The sequence below is a fragment of the Micromonospora sp. NPDC005215 genome (assembly GCF_040607915.1).
GTDB lineage: Bacteria > Actinomycetota > Actinomycetes > Mycobacteriales > Micromonosporaceae > Micromonospora.
In genome coordinates this window covers 33429-53801 of the sequence record NZ_JBEXHQ010000026.1, presented here as the reverse complement: position 1 = coordinate 53801, position 20373 = coordinate 33429, and the positions used below count along the sequence as shown (strand labels likewise).

Below are 20373 nucleotides of genomic sequence, written 5' to 3'. Positions count from 1 at the left end.
TCCGTCGCCCGCGCAGCGGGCGCACCCCGGCGGCGTGGGAACATAGAGGGGGTCGGCGGCGCGCCGGCCTGTTCACGTCAGCCGACCAGAACGGACCGCTGTGCCACCGAAGCTCGATCCCGGCGCGAATGCTCCTGGTTCCACCGACCCCGGTCGCATCCGGAACTTCGGCATCATCGCCCACATCGACCACGGGAAGTCGACCCTGGCCGACCGGATGCTGCAGCTCACCGGTGTGGTCGACCCCCGGCAGATGCGCGCCCAGTACCTGGACCGGATGGACATCGAGCGCGAGCGCGGCATCACCATCAAGAGCCAGGCCGTCCGCATGCCGTGGACCATCCGCGACGGTGAGCGGGCCGGCGAGCACGCGGTGCTCAACATGATCGACACCCCGGGGCACGTCGACTTCACCTACGAGGTGTCCCGGTCGCTGGCTGCCTGCGAGGGCGCCGTGCTGCTTGTCGACGCCGCGCAGGGCATCGAGGCGCAGACCCTGGCCAACCTCTACCTGGCGCTCGAGAACGACCTGCGCATCATCCCGGTGCTCAACAAGATCGACCTGCCGGCCGCCCAGCCGGAGAAGTACGCCGAGGAGCTGGCCCACCTGATCGGCGGCGACCCCGCCGACTGCATCCGGGTCTCCGGCAAGACCGGCGAGGGCGTCCCGTACCTGCTCGACGAGATCGTCCGGCAGTTCATCCCGCCGGTCGGTGACGCCGAGGCGCCCGCCCGGGCGATGATCTTCGATTCGGTGTACGACGTCTACCGCGGCGTCGTCACGTACGTCCGGGTCATCGACGGCCGGATCAGCGCCCGGGACCGGATCAAGATGATGTCCACCGGCGCCGTGCACGAGTTGCTGGAGATCGGCGTCATCTCGCCCGAGATGGTGAAGGCCGAGGCGCTCGGTGTCGGCGAGGTCGGCTACCTGATCACCGGTGTGAAGGACGTCCGGCAGTCCCGGGTCGGTGACACGGTCACCATCAACAGCCGGCCGGCAGCCAAGGCGTTGGGTGGCTACAAGGACCCGAAGCCGATGGTCTACTCGGGCCTCTACCCGATCGACGGGTCCGACTACCCCAACCTGCGTGAGGCACTGGACAAGCTCAAGCTCAACGACGCCGCCCTGGACTACGAGCCGGAGACCTCCGGCGCGCTCGGGTTCGGCTTCCGCTGCGGCTTCCTCGGCCTGCTCCACCTGGAGATCATCCGGGAGCGGCTGGAACGCGAGTACAACCTCGACCTCATCTCCACCGCGCCGAACGTCGTCTACCGGGCGATCACGGACGACGGCGAGGAGATCGTCGTGACCAACCCGAGCGAGTACCCCACCGGCAAGATCGCCGAGGTGTACGAGCCGGTCGTGCGCGCCACCGTGCTGACGCCCAACGACTACGTGGGCGCGGTGATGGAGCTCTGCCAGGGCCGGCGCGGCACCCTGCTGGGCATGGACTACCTCTCCGCCGACCGGGTGGAGCTGCGCTACACGCTGCCCCTGGCGGAGATCATCTACGACTTCTTCGACCAGTTGAAGAGCCGCACCAAGGGCTACGCGTCACTCGACTACGAGCCCACCACCGAGCAGGCCTCCGAGCTGGTGAAGGTGGACATCCTGCTGCACGGCGAGCCGGTGGACGCGTTCAGCGCCATCGTGCACAAGGACAAGGCGTACAACTACGGCGTCACCATCGCCGCCAAGCTGCGTACCCTGATCCCCCGCCAGCAGTTCGAGGTGCCCATCCAGGCGGCCATCGGCAGTCGGGTGATCGCCCGGGAGACCATTCGGGCGATCCGCAAGGACGTGCTCGCCAAGTGCTACGGCGGTGACATCAGCCGTAAGCGCAAGCTGCTGGAGAAGCAGAAGGAAGGCAAGAAGCGGATGAAGATGGTCGGCCGCGTCGAGGTGCCGCAGGAGGCCTTCATCGCCGCCCTCTCCTCCGACTCCGGCGACGGCAAGGCTGCCGGGAAGAAGTAGTTCCGACGTTCGACACCGCCGGGCGTGGCCAAGATCCGCGCAACTTCGGGGAAAGTGCTGCCTGGAGTTGTGTTGAGGCAGCACTTTCCCCGAAGTTGCCTCTGCCCTGGCGCACCTTGCCCTGATCCTCCCGGTCTGTTGGGTGCGGGGTGTGGAGGTGTGATCCACCTGGCCGGAAAATTTTTCTGGGACTGTTGCGGGGCGGTCGGGTCGACGACATGGGCTCCTACCTGTGTGGACGCGCTTCCGCGCCAACCGACGCACCCGTCGGGCATTGACGTCTGGCGTTGTCATCCACGGTGAGTCGGTTTGGGATTTCGGCGGGTCGGGCACTTAGCGGTCACGACAGGAAGCACACATCGTGTGTCGAACATTCTTTGAAGGAGGGCGACCGTGGAGTTCACCGTGTGGGGCATCATCACTGCGATCGTTGTTGGTCTCATCGTCGGCGCGCTCGGCCGCCTGGTCGTCCCGGGCCGGCAGAACATGCCGATCTGGTTGCACCTGCTGATCGGTATCGGCGCGGCCCTGCTGGGCACGGTGCTGGCGCGGGCCGTCGGCATCGCGACCGAGACGAGCGGCATCGACTGGGGCGAGCTGCTGGTCCAGGTCGTGGTTGCCGCGATCGCTGTCGCGCTGGTGGCTGGTGTGGGTGGCCGCCGCCGAGTGACCCGGTAACACCGAGCACCAATTCTCGTACCACCGCCACACAGTCGATGGGCGCCCGGCCGACAGGCCGGGCGCCCATCGGCGTTTCCGCAGCCGCAGCGGCCAATCGCTGCGCCAGCCGGGCGTTCTCGGCGCTCCGGCAGGTGATGTCGCGGCGGGCTGGCGGCCCGTGGCGGTGGTTCCGGTGAGCGGCGGTCGGTGGAACGTGCTGGTGTCGACAAAGACGTGATCGTTTGGTGGCCGGAGTCGGTTTGGAATTTGGGTGGGTCGGGCAATTAACGGTCACGACAGGAAGCACACGAACCGTGTGTCAGACATTCTTCGAAGGAGGGTGGCCGTGGAGCTCACCGTGTGGGGCATCATCACTGCGATCGTTGTTGGTCTCATCGTCGGCGCGCTCGGCCGCCTGGTCGTCCCGGGCCGGCAGAACATGCCGATCTGGTTGCACCTGCTGATCGGTATCGGCGCGGCCCTGCTGGGCACGGTGCTGGCGCGGGCCGTCGGCATCGCGACCGAGACGAGCGGCATCGACTGGGCCGAGCTGCTGGTCCAGGTCGTGGTTGCCGCGATCGCTGTCGCGCTGGTGGCCGGCGTGGGTGGCCGCCGCCGAGTGACCCGATAACGACCTGGCATCACCTGGCGAGGCAACAGCACCGTAGGACAGCACGACCGAAAAAGCGCCCGGCCGAGAGCCGGGCGCTTTTTCGTGCCGTGTGCCCGGGTTCGCCCCGATGTCAGAGCGTCAGTCGTCGGGCCGCTGCGGTACGGTCGCGACGCTTCGGCCGGCCCGCCCACTGTCGTAAAGGAATTCTTCGTACTAGGGTGCGGCGGAGAAGGTTAGTTCCAGGCGGCGCGAGGGGAGAAGTGGCGTGAACAGGTGGAAGCGGTTGGCCCCGGTCACCGCCATGGTGGCCTCGGCCGCGATGGTGCTGACCGGCTGCGGTGGTTCCGGTGAGGACGCGGCCGACGACAGCAAGCTCACGGTCTGGATGATGGGCGAGGGCGGCGACGCGCAGAACGCCTTCCTCGACACCGTCGAGACCGAGTTCCGCCAGAAGCACCCCGACACCGACGTGGTGGTGCAGTACATTCCCTGGCTCGAGGCGCCCAAGAAGTTCCAGGCCGCGCTCGCCGGGGGTGAGGGGCCGGACATCACCGAGTTGGGCAACACCGAGACTCAGGGCTGGGCTGCCCAGGAGGCGCTCGCCGACGTCAGCGGTCGGATGGGCGGCTGGGCCGACGGCAAGGACCTGCTGCCCGACCTGGTGCGCAACGCCCAGCTCGACGGCAAGCAGTACGGCGTGCCCTGGTACGCGGGTGTGCGCGCGATCTACTACCGCACCGACTGGTTCGCCGAGGCCGGCGTACAGCCCCCGAAGACCTGGGACGACCTGGTCACCGTGGCCAAGGCCGTGCAGGCGAAGAAAAAGGGCACCTACGGCATCGCCCTGCCGGGCAACTCCGAGCTGCCGTTCTACTCCTTCCTCTGGGGTGCCGGCGGCGAGATCGCCAGCAACCAGGGCGGCACCTGGAAGTCCGGCTACACCACGCCGGAGGCGCAGCGCGCCGTCAAGTTCTGGACCGACCTGGTGACCGTGCACAAGGTGGCCCCGCCGGCCGCGGCGGGCTGGAACGAGATCGACGCGCGCACGCAGTTCGCCACCGGCAAGGCCGCGATGGCGTTCGCCGGCAGTTGGCAGCAGGCCGCCATCAAGAAGGACAACCCCGAGATCGAGAAGGTCTGGGGTACGTTCCCGATCCCCGGCCCGGACGGCAAGGCGGCACCCGGGTTCGCGGGCGGCTCGGACGTGGCGATCTGGAAGGACAGCGAGCGCCAGGACCTGGCCTGGGACTACCTGACCGTGCTGCTGAACAAGAAGAACGCGCAGAGCTTCGCGAGCAGCCTCGGCTTCTTCCCGGTCTACCAGGATCTGGTCGCCGGTGACACGTACGCCAACGACAAGGTGATGGCGGCGTTCGCCACCACCATGCAGAACACCAAGCTCACGCCGCTCACCCCGAAGTGGGTGGAGGTCAGCCGGACGAAGACGGTGACCCAGGCGATGAACAGCTCGGTCATGAAGGGTCAGAAGACGGTCGAGAAGGCTACCGCCGACGCGGCCGGTGAGATGGAAAGCATTCTCAACTCCAAGTGACCACGCTGACCGAGACACCGGAGACGGCCGCCGCGCGGGAGACCCCCGCGCGGCGGCGTCGCCGGGTGGACCGCCTGCCCTACCTGCTGCTCCTGCCCGCGCTGGCGATCATCGGGGTGCTGCTGCTCTGGCCGCTCGGCCAGGTGGTGGTGATGTCCTTCTACCGGCTCAACAGCGTCCGGCAGTTGCGCGGCGACCGGGAGTGGCCGTGGGTGGGGCTGGGCAACTACGCCGACATCCTCTCCGATCCGTTCTTCCTGACCGTGCTGCGCAACACGGTCCTGTTCGCTGCCGCCAACGTGCTGCTCACGATGGTCCTCGGCACGCTGGTTGGGCTACTGCTCAACCGGCTCGGCCGCAAGATGGCGACCTTTGTGGCCAGTTGCGTGATGCTCGCCTGGGCCACGCCGGCGCTGACCGGCACCATCGTGTGGAAGTGGATCTTCGACGACACGAGCGGCCTCGTCACGTGGTTGTTCAACGCGCTGCCGGACGGGCTCTCCAACAGCCTGTTCGGTCGTAGCGACTGGACCGGCTACGGCTGGTTCAACTCGCCGCTGCTCTTCTTCGCCATCCTCACCCTGGTGGTGGTCTGGCACTCGTTCCCGTTCATCGCGGTGAGCGTGCTCGCCGGTCTCAAGAGTGTGCCGAGCGAACTGCACGAGGCGGCCCGGGTGGACGGCGCCAGCCCGTGGCGGGTCTTCTGGAAGATCACCTTCCCGCTGCTGCGCCCGGTCTTCGGGATCCTGATCGTGCTCTCCACCATCTGGGACTTCAAGGTCTTCACCCAGCAGTTCGTGCTGGCCGGCGGCACCCAGGACCGGCCGACGTTCATGCTCGCCATCTACTCGTACGCCGAAGCTTTCTCGCCACCGCCGAAGTACGGACTCGGCGCGGCCATCGCGGTGATCCTCACGCTGATCCTGCTCGTGGTGACCGGCTTCTACGTACGGATGGTGCTCAGGCAGGAGGACGAGTCGTGAAGAAGGTCGCCCTCAACGCCGCCGGGCTGCTGGTCGCGCTCTTCGCGGCGTTCCCGGTCTACTGGATGATCTCGACCTCGCTGAAGCCGAGCAACGAGATCTTCTCGGCCACCCCGCAGCCGGTGCCGACCCACCCGACGCTGGCGCACTACCGGGAGATCCTGACCGGCAACCTGATCCCCGGCGTGAGCTTCTTCGACTTCTTCCTCAACAGCGCGCTGGTCGCGGTCTCCACAGTGGTGCTCAGTGGCCTGGTCGCGTTGCTGGCCGCGACCGCTGTGGCGCGGTTCCGCTTCAAGCTGCGGACCAGCTTCCTGATCATGCTGCTGGTGGTGCAGATGATCCCGCTGGAGGCGTTGGTCATCCCACTCTTCCTGATGATCCAACGGCTGGGGCTCTACAACACCCTGCCCAGCCTGATCCTCACGTACCTCGGTTTCTCGCTGCCGTTCGCGGTCTGGATGCTGCGCGGCTTCGTCGCCGCGGTGCCAAAGGAATTGGAGGAGGCGGCGGCCATCGACGGCGCCAGCCGGGCCCAGATCTTCCGCCGGGTCCTGTTTCCGCTTGTCGCGCCCGGCCTGGTGGCCACCAGCATCTTCTCCTTCATCACGGCGTGGAACGAGCTGATCTTCGCGTTGACGTTCATCAACGACCAGGGGAGCTACACGCTGCCGGTGGCGATGACGTTCTTCTTCGGCCGGGACGACACCAACTGGGGGCCGGTGATGGCCGCGTCCACCCTGTTCACCCTGCCGGTCATCATCTTCTTCCTGCTGGTGCAGCGGCGGATGGTCTCCGGTCTGGTGGCCGGCGCCGTCAAGGGCTGACAGGTCGGAAACGACGCCCGGCGGTCAGTCGGGGGGCGGCTTCGGCAGCCGCTCCATCCGGTTCCAACCGGACCAGCCGCGCTCGCGCATCAGCTCCCGCAGCCGCCGTACCCGAGGGTCGGACTCGACGGCAAGCGCGTCGATCAGGTCGTGCGGGAGGTCGTCGTCGACCTCCTCGCCGCGCAGGACCTCGTCGCCGGCGGCGTACGCCTGCTCCGCCAGGCAGGCCATGATGTCGGCGGCCTCCGCCAGCCGCGGGTCGTCCTCCTCGTCACCGTCGAAGATCTCCGAGAGCACCCGATAGAGCCGGACGACCTGCGGATCATCGAGATGGGCGATCTTGCCGGGCATCCACTCGACGACGCGGTCGGGCCAGCGCGCCGCGACCAGGATCCACCCGTCCCGTTCGGCCTCCACCATCCGCTGGGACGCCCCGATGCCCCGGAGCCGGTCGAGGTAGGCGGCGACCTCGGGTGGGAGCGTCAGGCTGTCCCCGGCGGTGAGCTGCGCGATGTGTCTGCGGCTGGTCTCCAGCCGTTGGATCTCGTCGCGCAGGTGCCTGTCGATGGTCCGGATCGCTTCGGCGAAGGCTGAGGCGTCGGCTTCGAGCATCCGACTGATCTGCGACAGTGGCACGCTGGCGTCGGCGAGGGTGCGGATCTTGATGAGGGACACGACTGCCGTTGCGCCGTAGCGCCGGTAACCCGAAGCGTCTCGCTCCGGCTCGGGCAGGAGTCCGATCTGGTGATAGTGCCGCACCGCCCGCACCGTGACGCCGGCGTACGCCGCGAGTTGACCGATCGTCAGCATGCCCTGATCCTGCCCGCAGTTCGCCCAGCTCTGGTCGACACCGGCTCAGGAGATCTTGCGACGGTAGGTGACGTTGGCGAACAGGTAGGCGAGGACGAGGATGCCGGCGCACCAGGCGAGGGCGATCCAGATGTCGGAGCCGACCGGCTGTTGGGTGAACAGGTCCCGGATCGCGTTGACGATGGAGGTCACCGGCTGGTGCTCGGCGAAGGCGCGTACCGGGCCGGGCATGGACTCGGTGGGCACGAAGGCCGAGCTGACGAACGGCAGGAAGATGAGCGGGTAGGAGAACGCGCTCGCGCCGTCCAAGGTCTTCGCGGTGAGGCCGGGGATCACGGCGATCCAGGTCAGCGCCAGGGTGAACAGGACCAGGATGCCGGCGACCGCGAGCCACCCCGACACGCCAGCCCCCGAACGGAAGCCCATGATCAGGGCGACGCCGATGACGACGACGAGCGAGATCAGGTTGGCGACCAGCGAGGTCAGGACGTGCGCCCACAGCACGGCGGAGCGGGCGATCGGCATGGACTGGAACCGTTCGAAGATGCCGCCCTTCAGGTCCAGGAAGAGCCGGAAGGCGGTGTAGGAGATGCCTGAGGCGATCGTGATGATCAGGATGCCGGGCAGCAGGTAGTTGACGTAGGAGTCGGACCCGGCCTCGATCGCGCCGCCGAAGACGTAGACGAACAGCAGCATGAAGGCGATCGGCATGATCGCGGTGGTGATGATGGTGTCCGGGCTGCGGGCGATGTGGCGCAGCGAGCGTCCCAGGAGAACGGCGGTGTCGCCGACGAAATGCTTGTTCATCGTTCTTCCTTGCTCGTGCGGGCGCCGACGAGGGTGAGGAAGACGTCCTCAAGGCTCGGCTGCTTCTCGACGTACTCGATCTTCGCGGGTGGGAGGAGTTGCTTGAGTTCGTCGAGGGTGCCGTTCACGATGATCCGGCCCTCGTGCAGGATCGCGATCCGGTCGGCCAGGTGCTCGGCCTCGTCGAGGTACTGAGTGGTGAGCAGTACGGTCGTACCGCCCTTGGCAAGTTCCTTGACGGCCTGCCACACCTCGAGGCGCGCCTCCGGGTCCAGCCCGGTTGTCGGCTCGTCGAGGAAGATCACCGGTGGGTTCCCGATGAGACTCATCGCGATGTCCAGCCGCCGGCGCATGCCACCGGAGTACGTCGCCACCCTCCGGGTGCCCGCCTCGGTCAGCGAGAAGCGCCTCAGCAGCTCATCCGCGATCGTGCCCGGCGCTCTGTGGTGCCTGAGCCGGGCGACCAGGACGAGGTTCTCCCGCCCGGTGAGGACCTCGTCGACCGCCGCGAACTGCCCGGTGAGACTGATCGACTCGCGTACGTGGGCAGCCTGTGCCGCGACGTCGAAGCCGTTGACCCGGGCGGTCCCCGCGTCGGCCTTGAGCAGCGTGGACAGGATCTTCACCACCGTGGTCTTGCCCGCCCCGTTGGAGCCGAGCAGGGCGAAGATGGTGCCGCGCGCCACGTCGATGTCCACACCGCGCAGCACCTTCAGTTGCTTGAACGACTTCTCCAGGCCCTGCACGTGTATCACGGCCGGCTCGACCTGATCGGTTGTTGGCGGAATGCTCATGGCAGCCAGCATGGAGGGTTGACGCAGCGTCAAGGTCAAGCCCGCACTGCGAATTCACCTAGGCTGACGGTCATGACGGGCAGGGTGGCAGCGGTGAACCTCGGCATCGTGACCGAGGCGCGGTGGGCCGGCGACGCGAGCGGTCGTAGCGGCATCGACAAGCGGCCGGTGGACGGCCCGGTGCTGATCCGCGCCGACGGGGTGGTTGGCGACTTCATCGGCGAGCGAGCCCATCACGGCGGTCCTGACCAGGCGGTCTACGCCTACGCGGAGGAGGACGCCGCCTGGTGGGCGACCGAGCTGGGCCGGCCCGTACGGGCTGGTGGCTTCGGCGAGAACCTGTCCACGTACGCGGTCGACGTGACCGGCGCGGTGATCGGCGAGCAGTGGCAGGTCGGTTCCGCAGTGCTCCAGGTCACCAAGCCGCGGACACCCTGCGCCACCTTCGCCGGGTTCTGGGGCGTACCGGATCTGATCAAGCGCTTCACCGCGCGGGCGTTGCCCGGCGCCTACCTGCGGGTGCTGCGGGAGGGTGAGGTCGGCCCGGGTGACCCGGTCGAGGTGGTGGAGCGGCCCGCGCACGGGGTGACCATCGGCGAGGTGTTCCGGGCGACCAGTCTGGAGCCGGAGCTGCTGCACCGAGTGCTCGAAGCGGAGGGCCTGCCGGAAACGATCCGGGAGAAGGCCCGCCGACGCCTCGCCTCCCGCGGCTGAACGCGGTGCCGCGACGACACGCGGCCTTCCTGTCCGGGTAGGGGTGGCTGGCGGCCGACAAGAACCCGAGGACGGGACCGACGGCGGACGGTTGCCCGTATTGTCCCTACCGGGGGCGTGCGGCGGGGGGCCGGCTCGCCCCGGCGGCGGAGGATCCGGGGAAGCGGAGCGGACGTCACTGCGACTGCCTCCTGTGCCACCCCGCGCTCTGGGGCGGGGGCGCCGCGCCCCGACCCGCGCACCCGCCACGCTACCGACAGTGCGGTCTCCGGTGGTCGGGAACGGACTCGGCCCGGGTGATCGAGTCCCCGCGGACACGGAACGGCCCTCTGCCGTCGTTCAGTGGTGGCAGAGGGCCGTTCTACGAGCAGGAGATCAGCGGAGCCAGGGGATGTTGCGGTCGAGCAGGCCGCGCTCCTTGAGCTCCTTGCGCAGCGGGATCTCGTCGTCGACGTACCCGTCCCAGTTAATGCCCCAGTAGTTGGCGGTGTGGGTGCCCTCACCGATGAGCTGGCGCTGCACGGGGGTGCGGTTGCGGTACCACTCGCCGTTCACGTCGGGGTGCAGCTCGTCCAGCGGACGGATCCAGCGGTAGGTGTAGCCGACGAAGAGCATCTTGCGGGTGATGGTCGACAGGTTCGTCGAGCGCGAGTGCCACTGCCGGCGGTCGAAGATGAAGGCGTCGCCCGGGTTGGCGGTGATCTCCACAGTGCCCTCCGGGTCGGGGTTCTGCACTGTGAGGTCCGCCGGCCGGGGCAGCGAGTTCTTCAGGTGGCTGCCCGGGATGACCTTGGTGGCGCCGCGGCCGGTCTCGGAGAGGTCCGACAGCACGTACGCGACCTTCAGTGAGAACATCGGCCGGGGCAGGTTCGGGTCCATCGTCTCCGGGTCGGAGTTCTGCCGGTACCCGTCCTGGTGCCAACCCCAGTACGGCTTCTCCGGCTCGGCGGCCGGCGGGGTGACGTCCAGGTGGTTGTGGTGGGTGTAGATGTTCCAGCCGGCCAGCCCCCACATGTACGGGAAGGCGATCGGGTGGGTGAGCAGCTCGCCGAAGAGTTCGTCGCGCTCCAGGAAGCCCAGCAGGTGCAGGGTGCCGTCCTTCTTGGTGGTGCCCTTGGCCTGCTCCTCCGCGTAGACGCGGTCGACCGCCGCCTCCAGCGCCGCCCGGTGGTCCTCCGTCAGGACGTTGCGCAGCAGGAGAAAGCCCTGCTCGTGAAACTCCTTGCGGTCAGTGTCGCTGATCGGTTCGTAACCGGTCCGGTCGCCGTAATCGAACACCGCGTCGTACCCCTCCCCATGAGGTGAAGCCTTTTCTGGCACAGGCCGCCGATCGTAACGCGATGGCACTGGCCTCGGGGAGGGCGTCTGGGGCTGGTGGGCCGCAGGGGGACCCCGTGCAGTGGGGGAACTGCGGAGAGTGAGTCGACCGTGATCAATAGGGGCGTTTGCGGTTTTTTGTCCGATTGTGCGGTGACTGCCGGTTAAGAGATCCGGCCCGGTCAGCCCTCGTTGAACACCTCGGCCACCACCTGGCCGGCGGAGTTCTGCTGGCCGTCCACTCGACCCCAGGTGCCGCCCCGGGCGGTCCACTCCAGGTCGCCGAAGCGGACCCGCTTCACCCCGTGGTCCTGGGCGTGCGAGACCAGCCAGTGCGCGTACCGCCAGCCGTCGCGCTGGTCACCCGGAGTCACCGTCAGCCCGGTCGGGTCGTTCGGGTCGAGCCCCTTCAACCCCCAGTCCAGCACGAGGTTGCGGGTGAGCTGCGCGGCCGCCGCCGCCCCGTGCATCACCGGGGTACGCCCCACCGTGCAGGCGACCGCCCCGGTGGCGTCGCCCATCAGTGCCCGGCTGAGCACCTCGGAGTCGTCGGCCCACTTCTGGTAGGCCTCCGGGAAGGCCGAGCGCTGCACCCGCTGGGCGGCGTCGGTGACGCGCATCTTCTCCCAGCCGCGGACCTTCTTGAGCGCCGCGTAGAACCGGTTGGCCGCGTAGCGCGGGTCGCGGATCTGCGCCGAGGTGCCCCAGCCCTGACTCGGCCGCTGCTGGAACAGGCCGACCGAGTCGCGGTCGCCGTCGGCGAGGTTGCGCAGCCCGGACTCCTGGTACGCCGTGGCCAGCGCGACCACCACGGCCCGCTCGGACATGCCGCGCTGGGCGCCGATCGCCGCGATGGTCGCCGCGTTGGCCATCTGGTCGGCGTCCAGGGCGACCCGGCCGTCGGCCTGCACTGTGCACTTGCGTGCCGTCAGCGGCAGCTGTAGACCGCCCCCGACCTGCCGTACGACGAGCCAGATCGCGATCACGGCGACGAGGATGAGGACCACTCCACCCGCAACGGCTGCCCGAGTTCGCACCCACACCCCCAGATCGACAAGTCTGCCAAGCGTACGTCTCCGTCGCGCCCAACGGGTCGTCCGAGCGGGTTCGAGGCCGGCTCGACGGCTCCGTCCCGGTTCGGGTCGGCTCCGCCGACGCGTTCCGATCGAGGCATTCCCGCTGCGGGCGCGGTCTCACCTGCCCGGATGGCTCTCCCGCGCACCCCTGCTCAATGCCTACCCGGCATGATCAGCGGAACCACCGTCCAGAGCGGCCACCCATCGAGCTAGTCGTTTGTCCCGGAAGGCCATGACCCCCTCGCGTCCCTCGTCGGAGAGGAAGTAGCCGGTCGAGAGGGCGGACAACCGAGCCAGCTCGGCACGCAGCTCGGCGGTGCCCGGCCGGCGCAGCAACTCCTTCGCCCCGGCCAGAGCGCCCGGCGCACCGCGCACCAGCGAGTCGCAGTACCGCCGCACCGCGTCGTCCAGCCCGGCCGCCGGCACACTGGCCGTGACCAGGCCGATCTCGGCGGCCCGCCGGCCGTCGAAGGTGTCCCCGGTCAGGTACAGCTCGGCGGCGGCGCGCGGGTGCAGCCGGGGCAGCACGGTCGCCGAGATCACCGCCGGGATCACCCCGATCCGCACCTCGGTGAACGCGAACGTCGCCTCGTCGGCGCAGACCGCCAGGTCAGCGGCGGCGATCAAACCCAGCCCGCCGGCCCGCGCCGGCCCGCCCACCCGGGCCAGCACCGGCTTCGGGCACTCCCAGAGCGCCGCGAGCACGTCACCCAGCATCCCGGCGGGCACCGCGCCGCTGGCGTACGCCGCGGCCGTCTCCTTCAGGTCCGCGCCCGAGCAGAAGACCGGGCCGGTGTGGTCGAGCACGATCGCCCGGACCGTCTCGTCGGCGACCGCGTCGGCCAGCCCGGCCAGCAACTGGGTCATGAGGCCGGTGGAGAGCGCGTTGCGGTTGGGCGGGCTGTCCAGGGTGAGGGTGGTCACCCCACGGGCCGTGGCGACCCGCACGAGGACGTCGGGAGTGGTCATGCCGGGCACACTAGTGGCCATGCCCGGCGTCCTTCCAGATGGTGAGACCGTCCCCGTCGACGGATCGCTGCCCGCCACCGCCACCACCGCGGTCGGCGCGCGCGGCTTCGGCGTGTACGTGCACGTGCCGTTCTGCGCCAGCCGCTGCGGCTACTGCGACTTCAACACGTACACGTCGGCCGAGCTGGGCGGAGGCGCCAGCCGCGAGGGGTACGCCGACACCGTCCTGGCCGAACTGGCGCTCGCCGCGCGGGTGCTCGGCGACAGCCCGCCGCCCCGGGTCGACACCGTCTTCGTCGGCGGCGGCACACCCACCCTGCTCCCCGCCGACGACCTGGCCCGCATCCTCGACGGCATCGACAGCACCTGGGGGCTGGCCGCCGACGCCGAGGTGACCACCGAGGCCAACCCGGAGTCGGTCACCCCGGAATCGTTGAAGCTGCTGCGGGCCGCCGGCTACACCCGGATCTCGCTGGGCATGCAGTCCGCCTCGCCGGGGGTGCTGGCGATCCTGGACCGCAAACACAGCGCCGGCCGGGCCACCGCCGCCGCCTCGGAGGCACGCGACGCCGGATTCGAGCACGTCAACCTGGACCTGATCTACGGGACACCGGGGGAGCGGCCCGAAGACTTCGCCGCCTCGCTGGAGCAGGTCGTGGCCGCCGGGGTGGACCACGTCAGCGCGTACGCCCTGATCGTGGAGGACGGCACCCGGCTCGCCGCGCGGATGCGGCGCGGCGAACTGGCGTACCCCAGTGACGACGTGGCCGCGGACCGCTACCTGGCCGCGGAGGCCGCCCTCGACGCGGCCGGGCTCTCCTGGTACGAGGTCTCCAACTGGGCCCGCACCGAGGACGCCCGGTGCCGGCACAACCTGCTCTACTGGACCGGTGCGGACTGGTGGGGGCTGGGGCCGGGGGCGCACAGCCACGTCGGCGGGGTGCGCTGGTGGAACGTCAAACACCCCTCGGCGTACGCCCAGCGGTTGGCGGCGGGCGCGTCTCCCGGCCTGGCCCGGGAGGTGCTCACTGTCGACGAGGCGCACATGGAGGACGTGATGCTCCGGTTGCGGCTGGCCAGCGGCCTGCCGCTCGCGGTGCTCGACGCCACCGGACGGGCGGGCGCCGAGCGGGCACTGGCCGGCGGCCTGCTGGCCGCCGACGAGTACGCGGCCGGCCGGGCGGTGCTCACCCTGCGCGGGCGGCTGCTCGCCGACGCTGTCGTGCGCGACCTGCTGCCCTGAGCGGGACACGCGACCTGCTGCCCTGAGCGGGACACGCGACCTGTTGCCCTGAGCAGGACAGTGGTGCAGGGGCCGGCCGGGGGAGCGGCCGACCCGCTGTCACTTGATGAAGTTGGCCGACATCGGGTAGCGGTAGGGCCTGCCCTCGTTGGCCTTCATGCCCGCGATGATCCCAAACAGGATCTGGATCACCACGACCGCGATGCTGGGTAGGAAGAGCAGGCACCAGCTCACGAAGAGCAGCACGAACGCGATGATCGACCAGAGGATCTGGAAGTTCAGGGCGGCCAGGGCGTGCGCCCGGACGGTCGGCGACTGGTTGCCGCGGGCCAGGTAGGCGATGAGCGGGGCGACGAAGCCCAGCGGGCCGAAGCTGATCAGCGCGCCGAGGGCTCCGCCGAAGTGGGCGACAAGCGCCCAGGTCTTGTCCTCGTTGTTGGCGTAGCCGCCGCCGGGGCCACCGTAGGCGCCGCCGGTCGGATACCCGCCAGCGGGATAGCCACCGGGCGGCGGATAGCCCCCCGCCGGGGGGTAGCCGCCTGACGGCGGTTGGTCACCGGTGGGCGGCGGATAGCCACCGGGCGGGGGATAGCCGCCCGGGCCAGGCGCCCCGGACAGTGGTGCGGTGGGTGGCTCGGCCGACGGGTACGAGCTGGGAGAGGTCGGCTCCGGCGGGTAGTTGCCGGGGTCACCCGCGCCCGGAGGGCGAGGAGGTTCAGTCATGGGTGTCACGGTAGGGGTCGGTGGCAACGCCGCACCAGTGGGCGGTCGTTGATCATCGCGCCGGCGGGTACGCCGACGTAGACTGGCACTCGTTACAGTCGAGTGCCAGGACGGCTCGGCCGGGCCCACGGCACCGGCGGCCGACGTGCGACAGGAGGTGCGGATGATGGGTCTCGACGACCGGAAGCTCGCCGTGCTCCGCGCGATCGTCGAGGACTACGTCTCCACCCAGGAGCCGGTCGGCAGCAGGGCGCTCGTCGAGCGGCACCAGCTCGGGGTCTCCCCGGCCACGGTCCGCAACGACATGGCCGTGCTGGAGGAGGAGGGCTACATCCGGCAGCCGCACACCAGTGCCGGCCGGGTGCCCACCGACCGCGGCTACCGGCTCTTCGTCGACCGGTTGTCCCGGGTCAAGCCGCTCAGCCCGGCCGAACGTCGGGCCATCGAGCGCTTCCTGGTCGGCGCTGTCGACCTCGACGACGTGGTGCACCGCACGGTGCGGCTGCTCGCCCAGCTGACCCGGCAGGTGGCCGTCGTGCAGTACCCGAGCCTGGCCCGCTCCTCGGTTCGGCACCTGGAGTTGGTGCCGATCTCCACCACCCGGCTGATGCTCGTCATGATCGCTGACACCGGGCGGGTCGAGCAGCGGCTGGTGGAGCTGCCCGGTCCGGTGCCGGCGGACGACGTCTTCGACCTGCGCCGGCTGGTAAACGAGAAGCTCGCCGGCGCGCGGCTGTCCGAGACGCCGCCGTTGGTGCAGGCGCTGGTCGAGGAGGTGCCGTCCGAGCTGCGTCCGGCGATGACCACGCTCGCCACTGTGCTCCTGGAGACGCTTGTCGAGCGGCACGAGGAACGCATCGCGCTGGCCGGCACCGCGAACCTCACCCGGGGCGGCCTGCTCGACTTCCAGGGTTCGCTGCGTCCGATCCTGGAGGCTCTGGAAGAGGAGGTCGTGCTCCTCAAGCTCATCGGCGAGACCGAGCCGAGCACGACCCGGGTGCTGATCGGCGACGAGAACGAGTTCGACAACCTGCGGGCCGCCTCGGTGGTCAGCACCGGGTACGGCCCAGGCGCCACGATCGTCGGCGGCCTGGGAGTGCTGGGACCCACCCGGATGGACTACCCCGGCACCATCGCCACGGTGCGCGCCGTGGCACGCTACGTGGGCGAGTTGCTGGCCCAGAACTGACCAGTCAGGGCCGACGGCCGGCTGTTTGCCGCCGGATCGGCGCAACGCGAGACGAACATGAGGACACGGAACGCAGTGGCCAGGGACTACTACGGCATCCTCGGTGTGAGCCGGGAAGCCTCCGATGACGAGATCAAGCGCGCCTACCGCAAGCTGGCGCGCCAGTTCCACCCGGACGTCAATCCGGACCCGGAGGCTCAGGAGAAGTTCAAGGACATCAACGCCGCGTACGAGGTCCTCTCGGACGACCGGAAGCGGCAGATCGTCGACCTGGGTGGCGACCCGCTCGCCCCCGGCGGCGGTGGCGCCGGCGGCCCGGGTGGCCCCGGTGGTGCCGGCCCGTTCGTCGGTTTCCAGGACATCATGGACGCGTTCTTCGGTGGCGCGGCCGGTGGGGCGCGCGGCCCCCGTCCACGGACCCGCCCGGGTGCCGACGCGATCCTGCGACTCGAACTGGACCTGCACGAGACGGCGTTCGGCGTCGAGGCCCCGATCACCGTCGACACCGCCGTGCTCTGCACCACCTGCTCCGGCGCCGGCACGGCCGCCGGCACCCACCTGGCGACCTGTGAGGCGTGCGGCGGCCGTGGTGAGGTGCAGTCGGTGCAGCGCACCTTCCTCGGCCAGGTGGTCTCCGCCCGGCCGTGCACCGTGTGCCAGGGCTACGGCACCACCATCCCGCACCCCTGCCCCACCTGCGCCGGCGACGGCCGGGTGCGCACCCGCCGTTCGCTGACCGTCAAGATCCCGGCCGGCGTCGAGGACGGCATGCGGATTCGGCTGGCCCAGCAGGGCGAGGTGGGCCCTGGTGGCGGCACCGCCGGCGACCTCTACGTGGAGATCCACGAGCGGCCACACGACGTCTACTCCCGCAAGGGCGACGACCTGCACTGCCGCGTCACAGTGCCGATGACCGCCGCGGCGCTCGGCACCCGCCTGACCATCAAGACCCTGGACAGCGAGGAGACGGTCGACGTCAAGGCCGGCACCCAGCCGGCCAGCACGCTGCGACTGCGCGCCCGGGGCGTGCCGCACCTGCGCGGCACCGGCCGAGGCGACCTCTACGTGCACCTGGACGTGCGGACCCCGACCAAACTCGACCCGGACCAGGAAAAGATGCTGCGCGACTTCGCCAAGACCCGCGGCGAGGAGGTCGCCGAGTTATCCAAGCAGGGCGGCTTCTTCTCTCGGATGCGCGACGCGTTCAACGGGCACGCCTGAGGTGTCCGCGCCGCTGTTCCTGGTCGAGGCGCTGCCCACCGGTGACGCGTTGACCCTGGACGGCCCGGAGGGGCACCACGCCGCCACCGTGCAACGGCTGCGGGTCGGTGAGGAGCTGCTGCTCGCCGACGGTCGGGGCGGCACGGCCGCCGCCGTGGTCACCGCCGTCGGCCGGGGCAGCCTGGAGGTCACCATCACCTCCCGGGGGTACGCGGACGCGCCGGTCCCCCGGCTGGTGACTGTGCAGGGCATTGCCAAGGGCGACCGCGGTGAGCTGGCCGTGCAGGCGATGACCGAGGTCGGGGTGGACGAGATCGTGCCCTGGGCGGCGTCCCGCTCGGTCACCCAGTGGCGTGGCGACCGGGGCGTACGGGCCCGGGAAAAGTGGGTGGCCACCGCTCGGGAGGCCGCCAAGCAGGCCCGCCGGCCGTGGTTGCCAGTGGTGGCCGGCGCGCCGGACGAGTCCACCGCCACCGTCGCCCGCCGGATCGCCGGCGCTGCCGCCGGGTTCGTGCTGCACGAGGAGGCCGAGGAGCGGCTCACCACCGCCGAGCTGCCGTCCGCCGGTGAGATCGTCCTGGTCGTCGGCCCGGAGGGTGGCATCGCCCCGGCCGAGCTGACGGCCTTCCGGGAGGCGGGCGGGCGAGTCGTCCGGCTCGGCCCGGCCGTGCTGCGCACCTCGACCGCCGGAGTGGCGGCGCTCAGCGTGCTCGCCACCCGCCTCAACCGCTGGTGACCTGACCGGTCCGTTCGCCGGTTCGGCCAGGGGCGAGGGGGGAGGGAATACTGGCACCTGTTTCTCCTCCGGCCCTCGCGCATGGGTGCGTTGTTGCAGCGCTGCCGGACGCCGGGGCGGACGGTTGAGAGGGCTACCGGCGTTCAGCCCAGCCAACGAAACGTGGCGTCAGGTCCGGCAGCGTGACGCCCGGGTTGAGCTTCGTTAGGTCGGCCGTCGCCTCCTCCTGAACCTTCGCCATGTGCACCAGCAGGCCCGGTCGATCCTCGCGGAACTCGCCGAGGAGGCGCAGCTTCGCGGCCGAGCAGGGCCAGAGAATGCCGCAGTTAGGGCAACGCCACGACGGGCGTAACGGCTTGTGCTCGGGCTCGCCGCGCATCAGCCGACCCGCAGCGGTTTGCGGGCGACCGGACGGCGGGCGGTCGTCCGGGCGGGCTGGGGCGGCGGGTCCTGCCAGACCAGGCCGGCGGTCATGACGAACAGGGAACGACGCGCGACGGCGTCCCCGCGCGCCCCCAACTCGTACGCGTCAATCCACAGCCACCCGTCGTAGGTCGGCCAGTCCAACGGCCGGATCACGCGGACGAGGATCGGGCGCATGAACTGCACGCTCGCGGTGCGGGTCAGGCGCAAGACGTCACCCGTCTTGACCTTCCGGAGGGGTCCCGTCATGCGACCGCCGCCCAGCGGCGATCAGGGGCGCGGTTGCTGCGGCTGAGCGGCCAGGTCGGAACGACGGTCCCCGGCGGCCACGGGACCGGCGGTGGCGTCGCCGGTTGGGTCTGCGGGTCGGGCTTCGGTTCGGGTGACGTGTCCGGCACGGTGCTCCCCCTGATCGTCACTATGGGAAGAGGCCGCCCCCGTGAGTGCTTGCCCGCCAGGGGCGGCCCCAGTACGAACGCGTCCGCCGGGTCTCGGGATCCCCTACCGGTCGCGCCGTCTACAGAGCACCTTGCCCATTGAAGCTGGACGGCTACACCACGTAGCTATACGTTCTATAGACGTTGAAGACGTTCGCTCGGAGGTGGGTATGAACCAGGCGCTGCGAGCGGCGTTGGCCGACACAGGTGAGACCGTCGAGAGTCTTGCCGAGCAGGTGGGCGTAGACCCGAAGACGGTGGCGCGCTGGGTCAACCCTGGCCGAATCCCACACCCGCGCCACCGTGCAGCCGCAGCTGCTGCGCTCGGCCGTGAGGCTGAGGACATTTGGCCGGACGTCTTGAAGCGGAGGGAACCGGCATGGCTACGCCCGTGGGTGGAGACCGAGCTTCAGGCGTCCGCCCTACGCGCCTTTCAGGTGGCGGTCATTCCCGGCTTGTTGCAAACCCCCGATTACGCCTCGGCGGTGCTTTCCAGTGGGGTGCTCGACCCGGACGAGGTCGCGGACTACGTCCAGACCCGGCTACGCAGGCAAACGGCGGTGCTCGACCGACGCAAGCCCCCGCTCTTCGTCGCGGTGATTGATGAATTCGCTCTTCGTCGGGGCGACCCCGAGATCATGAATCCGCAGCTAGACCACCTGTTGAAGATGGCTCAGCGGCCGAACGTGCTTCTACACGTTCTGCCGTTGGACGCGGGTCTTCACGCCGGACAGGCAGGGCCGTTCGTCATCGCCACAACCGAAGACGGCGATGTCGCGTACCTCGACGACCAGGCTGCGGGACGGCTGACCAACGACACCGCCGCCCTTTGGGCCACCTGGGATACGCTGCGCTCGGTGGCCCTCCCACGCCGCCAAACCATCGACTACCTAGAGGCAAGGTCATGGCTGATCTGACCGGCGCCCTGTGGCGCAAGAGCACCCGTAGTAGCTCCAACGGCGGCGACTGCGTCGAGGTTGCCGACAACCTTCGGGGCGTCGTCGCGGTGCGCGACTCGAAGGACCCATCGGGTTCGACGCTGGCCTTCCCTCCGGCCGCGTGGGTCGCGTTCGTCGGCCAGGTGGCCGAGCGGTCGTAACCGCCGCCAGACGCAGGCCAGCGCCCGTCCCCTGGTGGGAGCGGGCGCGCCGCTTGGGGCAGGCGTGCGCTGTTCGACGCAGAGCCAGGGTGGCCTGAGTGCGCACCCAGCACACGGAGAAGCGACTGTACGTTCGCTCGGCCGGCGGCCGCGGGCCGTAAGCCTCGGGCACTCCGTGCTGCGCACCTCCACCGCCGGGGTG

Annotated in this window: 22 protein-coding genes; 13 read left to right on the top strand and 9 right to left on the bottom strand. The window is 69.8% G+C overall.

The annotated features are described in order from the left end of the window. The first annotated feature begins 100 nt into the window (after positions 1-100). From lepA to ABZU25_RS20095, 6 genes are all read left to right on the top strand, one after another. Positions 101-1978 carry a translation elongation factor 4 gene (gene lepA / locus ABZU25_RS20120; RefSeq protein WP_355030870.1) on the top strand — a complete coding sequence of 626 codons (1878 nt, stop codon included), beginning with the start codon at positions 101-103 and terminating at the stop codon, positions 1976-1978. A gap of 393 nt (positions 1979-2371) precedes the next feature. Further along, complete coding sequence (locus ABZU25_RS20115) at positions 2372-2656, top strand: GlsB/YeaQ/YmgE family stress response membrane protein (RefSeq protein ID WP_355030869.1); 285 nt, start codon at positions 2372-2374, stop codon at positions 2654-2656. Between the two features lie 328 nt (positions 2657-2984). Further along, positions 2985-3269, top strand: a complete 285-nt coding sequence (locus ABZU25_RS20110; RefSeq protein WP_355030868.1) for a GlsB/YeaQ/YmgE family stress response membrane protein — start codon at positions 2985-2987, stop codon at positions 3267-3269. A 247-nt stretch (positions 3270-3516) separates the two neighbouring features. After that, on the top strand, positions 3517-4803 hold the full coding sequence (locus ABZU25_RS20105) for a sugar ABC transporter substrate-binding protein (protein ID WP_355030867.1): 1287 nt from the start codon (positions 3517-3519) through the stop codon (positions 4801-4803). Next, on the top strand, positions 4800-5786 hold the full coding sequence (locus ABZU25_RS20100; RefSeq protein WP_355030866.1) for a sugar ABC transporter permease: 987 nt from the start codon (positions 4800-4802) through the stop codon (positions 5784-5786). Before ABZU25_RS20105 ends, ABZU25_RS20100 begins: the two co-directional genes overlap by 4 nt. Further along, positions 5783-6613, top strand: coding sequence for a carbohydrate ABC transporter permease (locus ABZU25_RS20095; RefSeq protein ID WP_355030865.1), 831 nt, complete (start codon positions 5783-5785; stop codon positions 6611-6613). The genes ABZU25_RS20100 and ABZU25_RS20095 overlap by 4 nt, the downstream gene beginning before the upstream one ends. 24 nt (positions 6614-6637) lie before the next feature. Here the strand turns inward: ABZU25_RS20095 and ABZU25_RS20090 are convergent, their stop codons facing one another. The 3 genes from ABZU25_RS20090 to ABZU25_RS20080 are packed head-to-tail and all read right to left on the bottom strand — an operon-like array spanning position 6638 to position 9024. Next, a complete protein-coding gene (locus tag ABZU25_RS20090) occupies positions 6638-7423 on the bottom strand; it encodes a MerR family transcriptional regulator (protein WP_355030864.1) in 786 nt (261 codons plus the stop codon). Between the two features lie 45 nt (positions 7424-7468). Further along, positions 7469-8230: an ABC transporter permease gene (locus ABZU25_RS20085; RefSeq protein WP_355030863.1), complete on the bottom strand. Its 762-nt coding sequence runs from the start codon at positions 8228-8230 to the stop codon at positions 7469-7471. Then, positions 8227-9024, bottom strand: a complete 798-nt coding sequence (locus ABZU25_RS20080) for an ATP-binding cassette domain-containing protein (RefSeq protein WP_355030862.1) — start codon at positions 9022-9024, stop codon at positions 8227-8229. Before ABZU25_RS20080 ends, ABZU25_RS20085 begins: the two co-directional genes overlap by 4 nt. A 72-nt stretch (positions 9025-9096) precedes the next feature. On the opposite strand from ABZU25_RS20080, the gene ABZU25_RS20075 reads away from it, so the two are divergent. Continuing rightward, positions 9097-9738 carry an MOSC domain-containing protein gene (locus tag ABZU25_RS20075; protein ID WP_355030861.1) on the top strand — a complete coding sequence of 214 codons (642 nt, stop codon included), beginning with the start codon at positions 9097-9099 and terminating at the stop codon, positions 9736-9738. A 375-nt stretch (positions 9739-10113) separates the two neighbouring features. Here ABZU25_RS20075 and ABZU25_RS20070 read toward each other — a convergent pair whose 3' ends face one another. The 3 genes from ABZU25_RS20070 to ABZU25_RS20060 form a co-directional block, all read right to left on the bottom strand. Further along, a complete protein-coding gene (locus ABZU25_RS20070; RefSeq protein WP_091409805.1) occupies positions 10114-11016 on the bottom strand; it encodes a phytanoyl-CoA dioxygenase family protein in 903 nt (300 codons plus the stop codon). Positions 11017-11237: 221 nt separating this feature from the next. After that, positions 11238-12098, bottom strand: a complete 861-nt coding sequence (locus tag ABZU25_RS20065; protein ID WP_355030860.1) for a hypothetical protein — start codon at positions 12096-12098, stop codon at positions 11238-11240. 192 nt (positions 12099-12290) lie between these two features. Continuing rightward, positions 12291-13100 carry an enoyl-CoA hydratase-related protein gene (locus tag ABZU25_RS20060; RefSeq protein ID WP_355030859.1) on the bottom strand — a complete coding sequence of 270 codons (810 nt, stop codon included), beginning with the start codon at positions 13098-13100 and terminating at the stop codon, positions 12291-12293. Between the two features lie 19 nt (positions 13101-13119). On the opposite strand from ABZU25_RS20060, the gene hemW reads away from it, so the two are divergent. Beyond that, positions 13120-14343: a radical SAM family heme chaperone HemW gene (gene hemW, locus ABZU25_RS20055; protein WP_355030921.1), complete on the top strand. Its 1224-nt coding sequence runs from the start codon at positions 13120-13122 to the stop codon at positions 14341-14343. Positions 14344-14442: 99 nt separating this feature from the next. Here hemW and ABZU25_RS20050 read toward each other — a convergent pair whose 3' ends face one another. Next, on the bottom strand, positions 14443-15066 hold the full coding sequence (locus tag ABZU25_RS20050; protein WP_355030858.1) for a DUF4870 domain-containing protein: 624 nt from the start codon (positions 15064-15066) through the stop codon (positions 14443-14445). Positions 15067-15232: 166 nt separating this feature from the next. Between ABZU25_RS20050 and hrcA the strand changes: the two genes are divergently transcribed. The 3 genes from hrcA to ABZU25_RS20035 all read left to right on the top strand — a co-directional run bounded on the left by hrcA (position 15233) and on the right by ABZU25_RS20035 (position 18212). Further along, positions 15233-16255 carry a heat-inducible transcriptional repressor HrcA gene (gene hrcA, locus ABZU25_RS20045; protein WP_355030920.1) on the top strand — a complete coding sequence of 341 codons (1023 nt, stop codon included), beginning with the start codon at positions 15233-15235 and terminating at the stop codon, positions 16253-16255. Between the two features lie 75 nt (positions 16256-16330). Continuing rightward, a complete protein-coding gene (gene dnaJ / locus ABZU25_RS20040) occupies positions 16331-17476 on the top strand; it encodes a molecular chaperone DnaJ (protein WP_192580165.1) in 1146 nt (381 codons plus the stop codon). A gap of 1 nt (position 17477) precedes the next feature. Then, on the top strand, positions 17478-18212 hold the full coding sequence (locus tag ABZU25_RS20035; RefSeq protein ID WP_355030857.1) for a 16S rRNA (uracil(1498)-N(3))-methyltransferase: 735 nt from the start codon (positions 17478-17480) through the stop codon (positions 18210-18212). 133 nt (positions 18213-18345) lie between these two features. Here the strand turns inward: ABZU25_RS20035 and ABZU25_RS20030 are convergent, their stop codons facing one another. Both ABZU25_RS20030 and ABZU25_RS20025 read right to left on the bottom strand, forming a co-directional pair. After that, the gene (locus tag ABZU25_RS20030; RefSeq protein WP_355030856.1) at positions 18346-18591 is read right to left on the bottom strand and encodes a flavin reductase; all 246 of its coding nucleotides are present in this window, start codon (positions 18589-18591) and stop codon (positions 18346-18348) included. Then, positions 18591-18884 (bottom strand): hypothetical protein, encoded by a 294-nt coding sequence (locus tag ABZU25_RS20025; RefSeq protein WP_355030855.1) that lies wholly within the window; start codon positions 18882-18884, stop codon positions 18591-18593. Before ABZU25_RS20025 ends, ABZU25_RS20030 begins: the two co-directional genes overlap by 1 nt. Positions 18885-19242: 358 nt before the next feature. On the opposite strand from ABZU25_RS20025, the gene ABZU25_RS20020 reads away from it, so the two are divergent. Both ABZU25_RS20020 and ABZU25_RS20015 read left to right on the top strand, forming a co-directional pair. Beyond that, positions 19243-19989: a DUF5753 domain-containing protein gene (locus ABZU25_RS20020; RefSeq protein ID WP_355030854.1), complete on the top strand. Its 747-nt coding sequence runs from the start codon at positions 19243-19245 to the stop codon at positions 19987-19989. Further along, the gene (locus ABZU25_RS20015; protein ID WP_355030853.1) at positions 19977-20171 is read left to right on the top strand and encodes a DUF397 domain-containing protein; all 195 of its coding nucleotides are present in this window, start codon (positions 19977-19979) and stop codon (positions 20169-20171) included. Before ABZU25_RS20020 ends, ABZU25_RS20015 begins: the two co-directional genes overlap by 13 nt. Positions 20172-20373 lie beyond the last annotated feature (202 nt).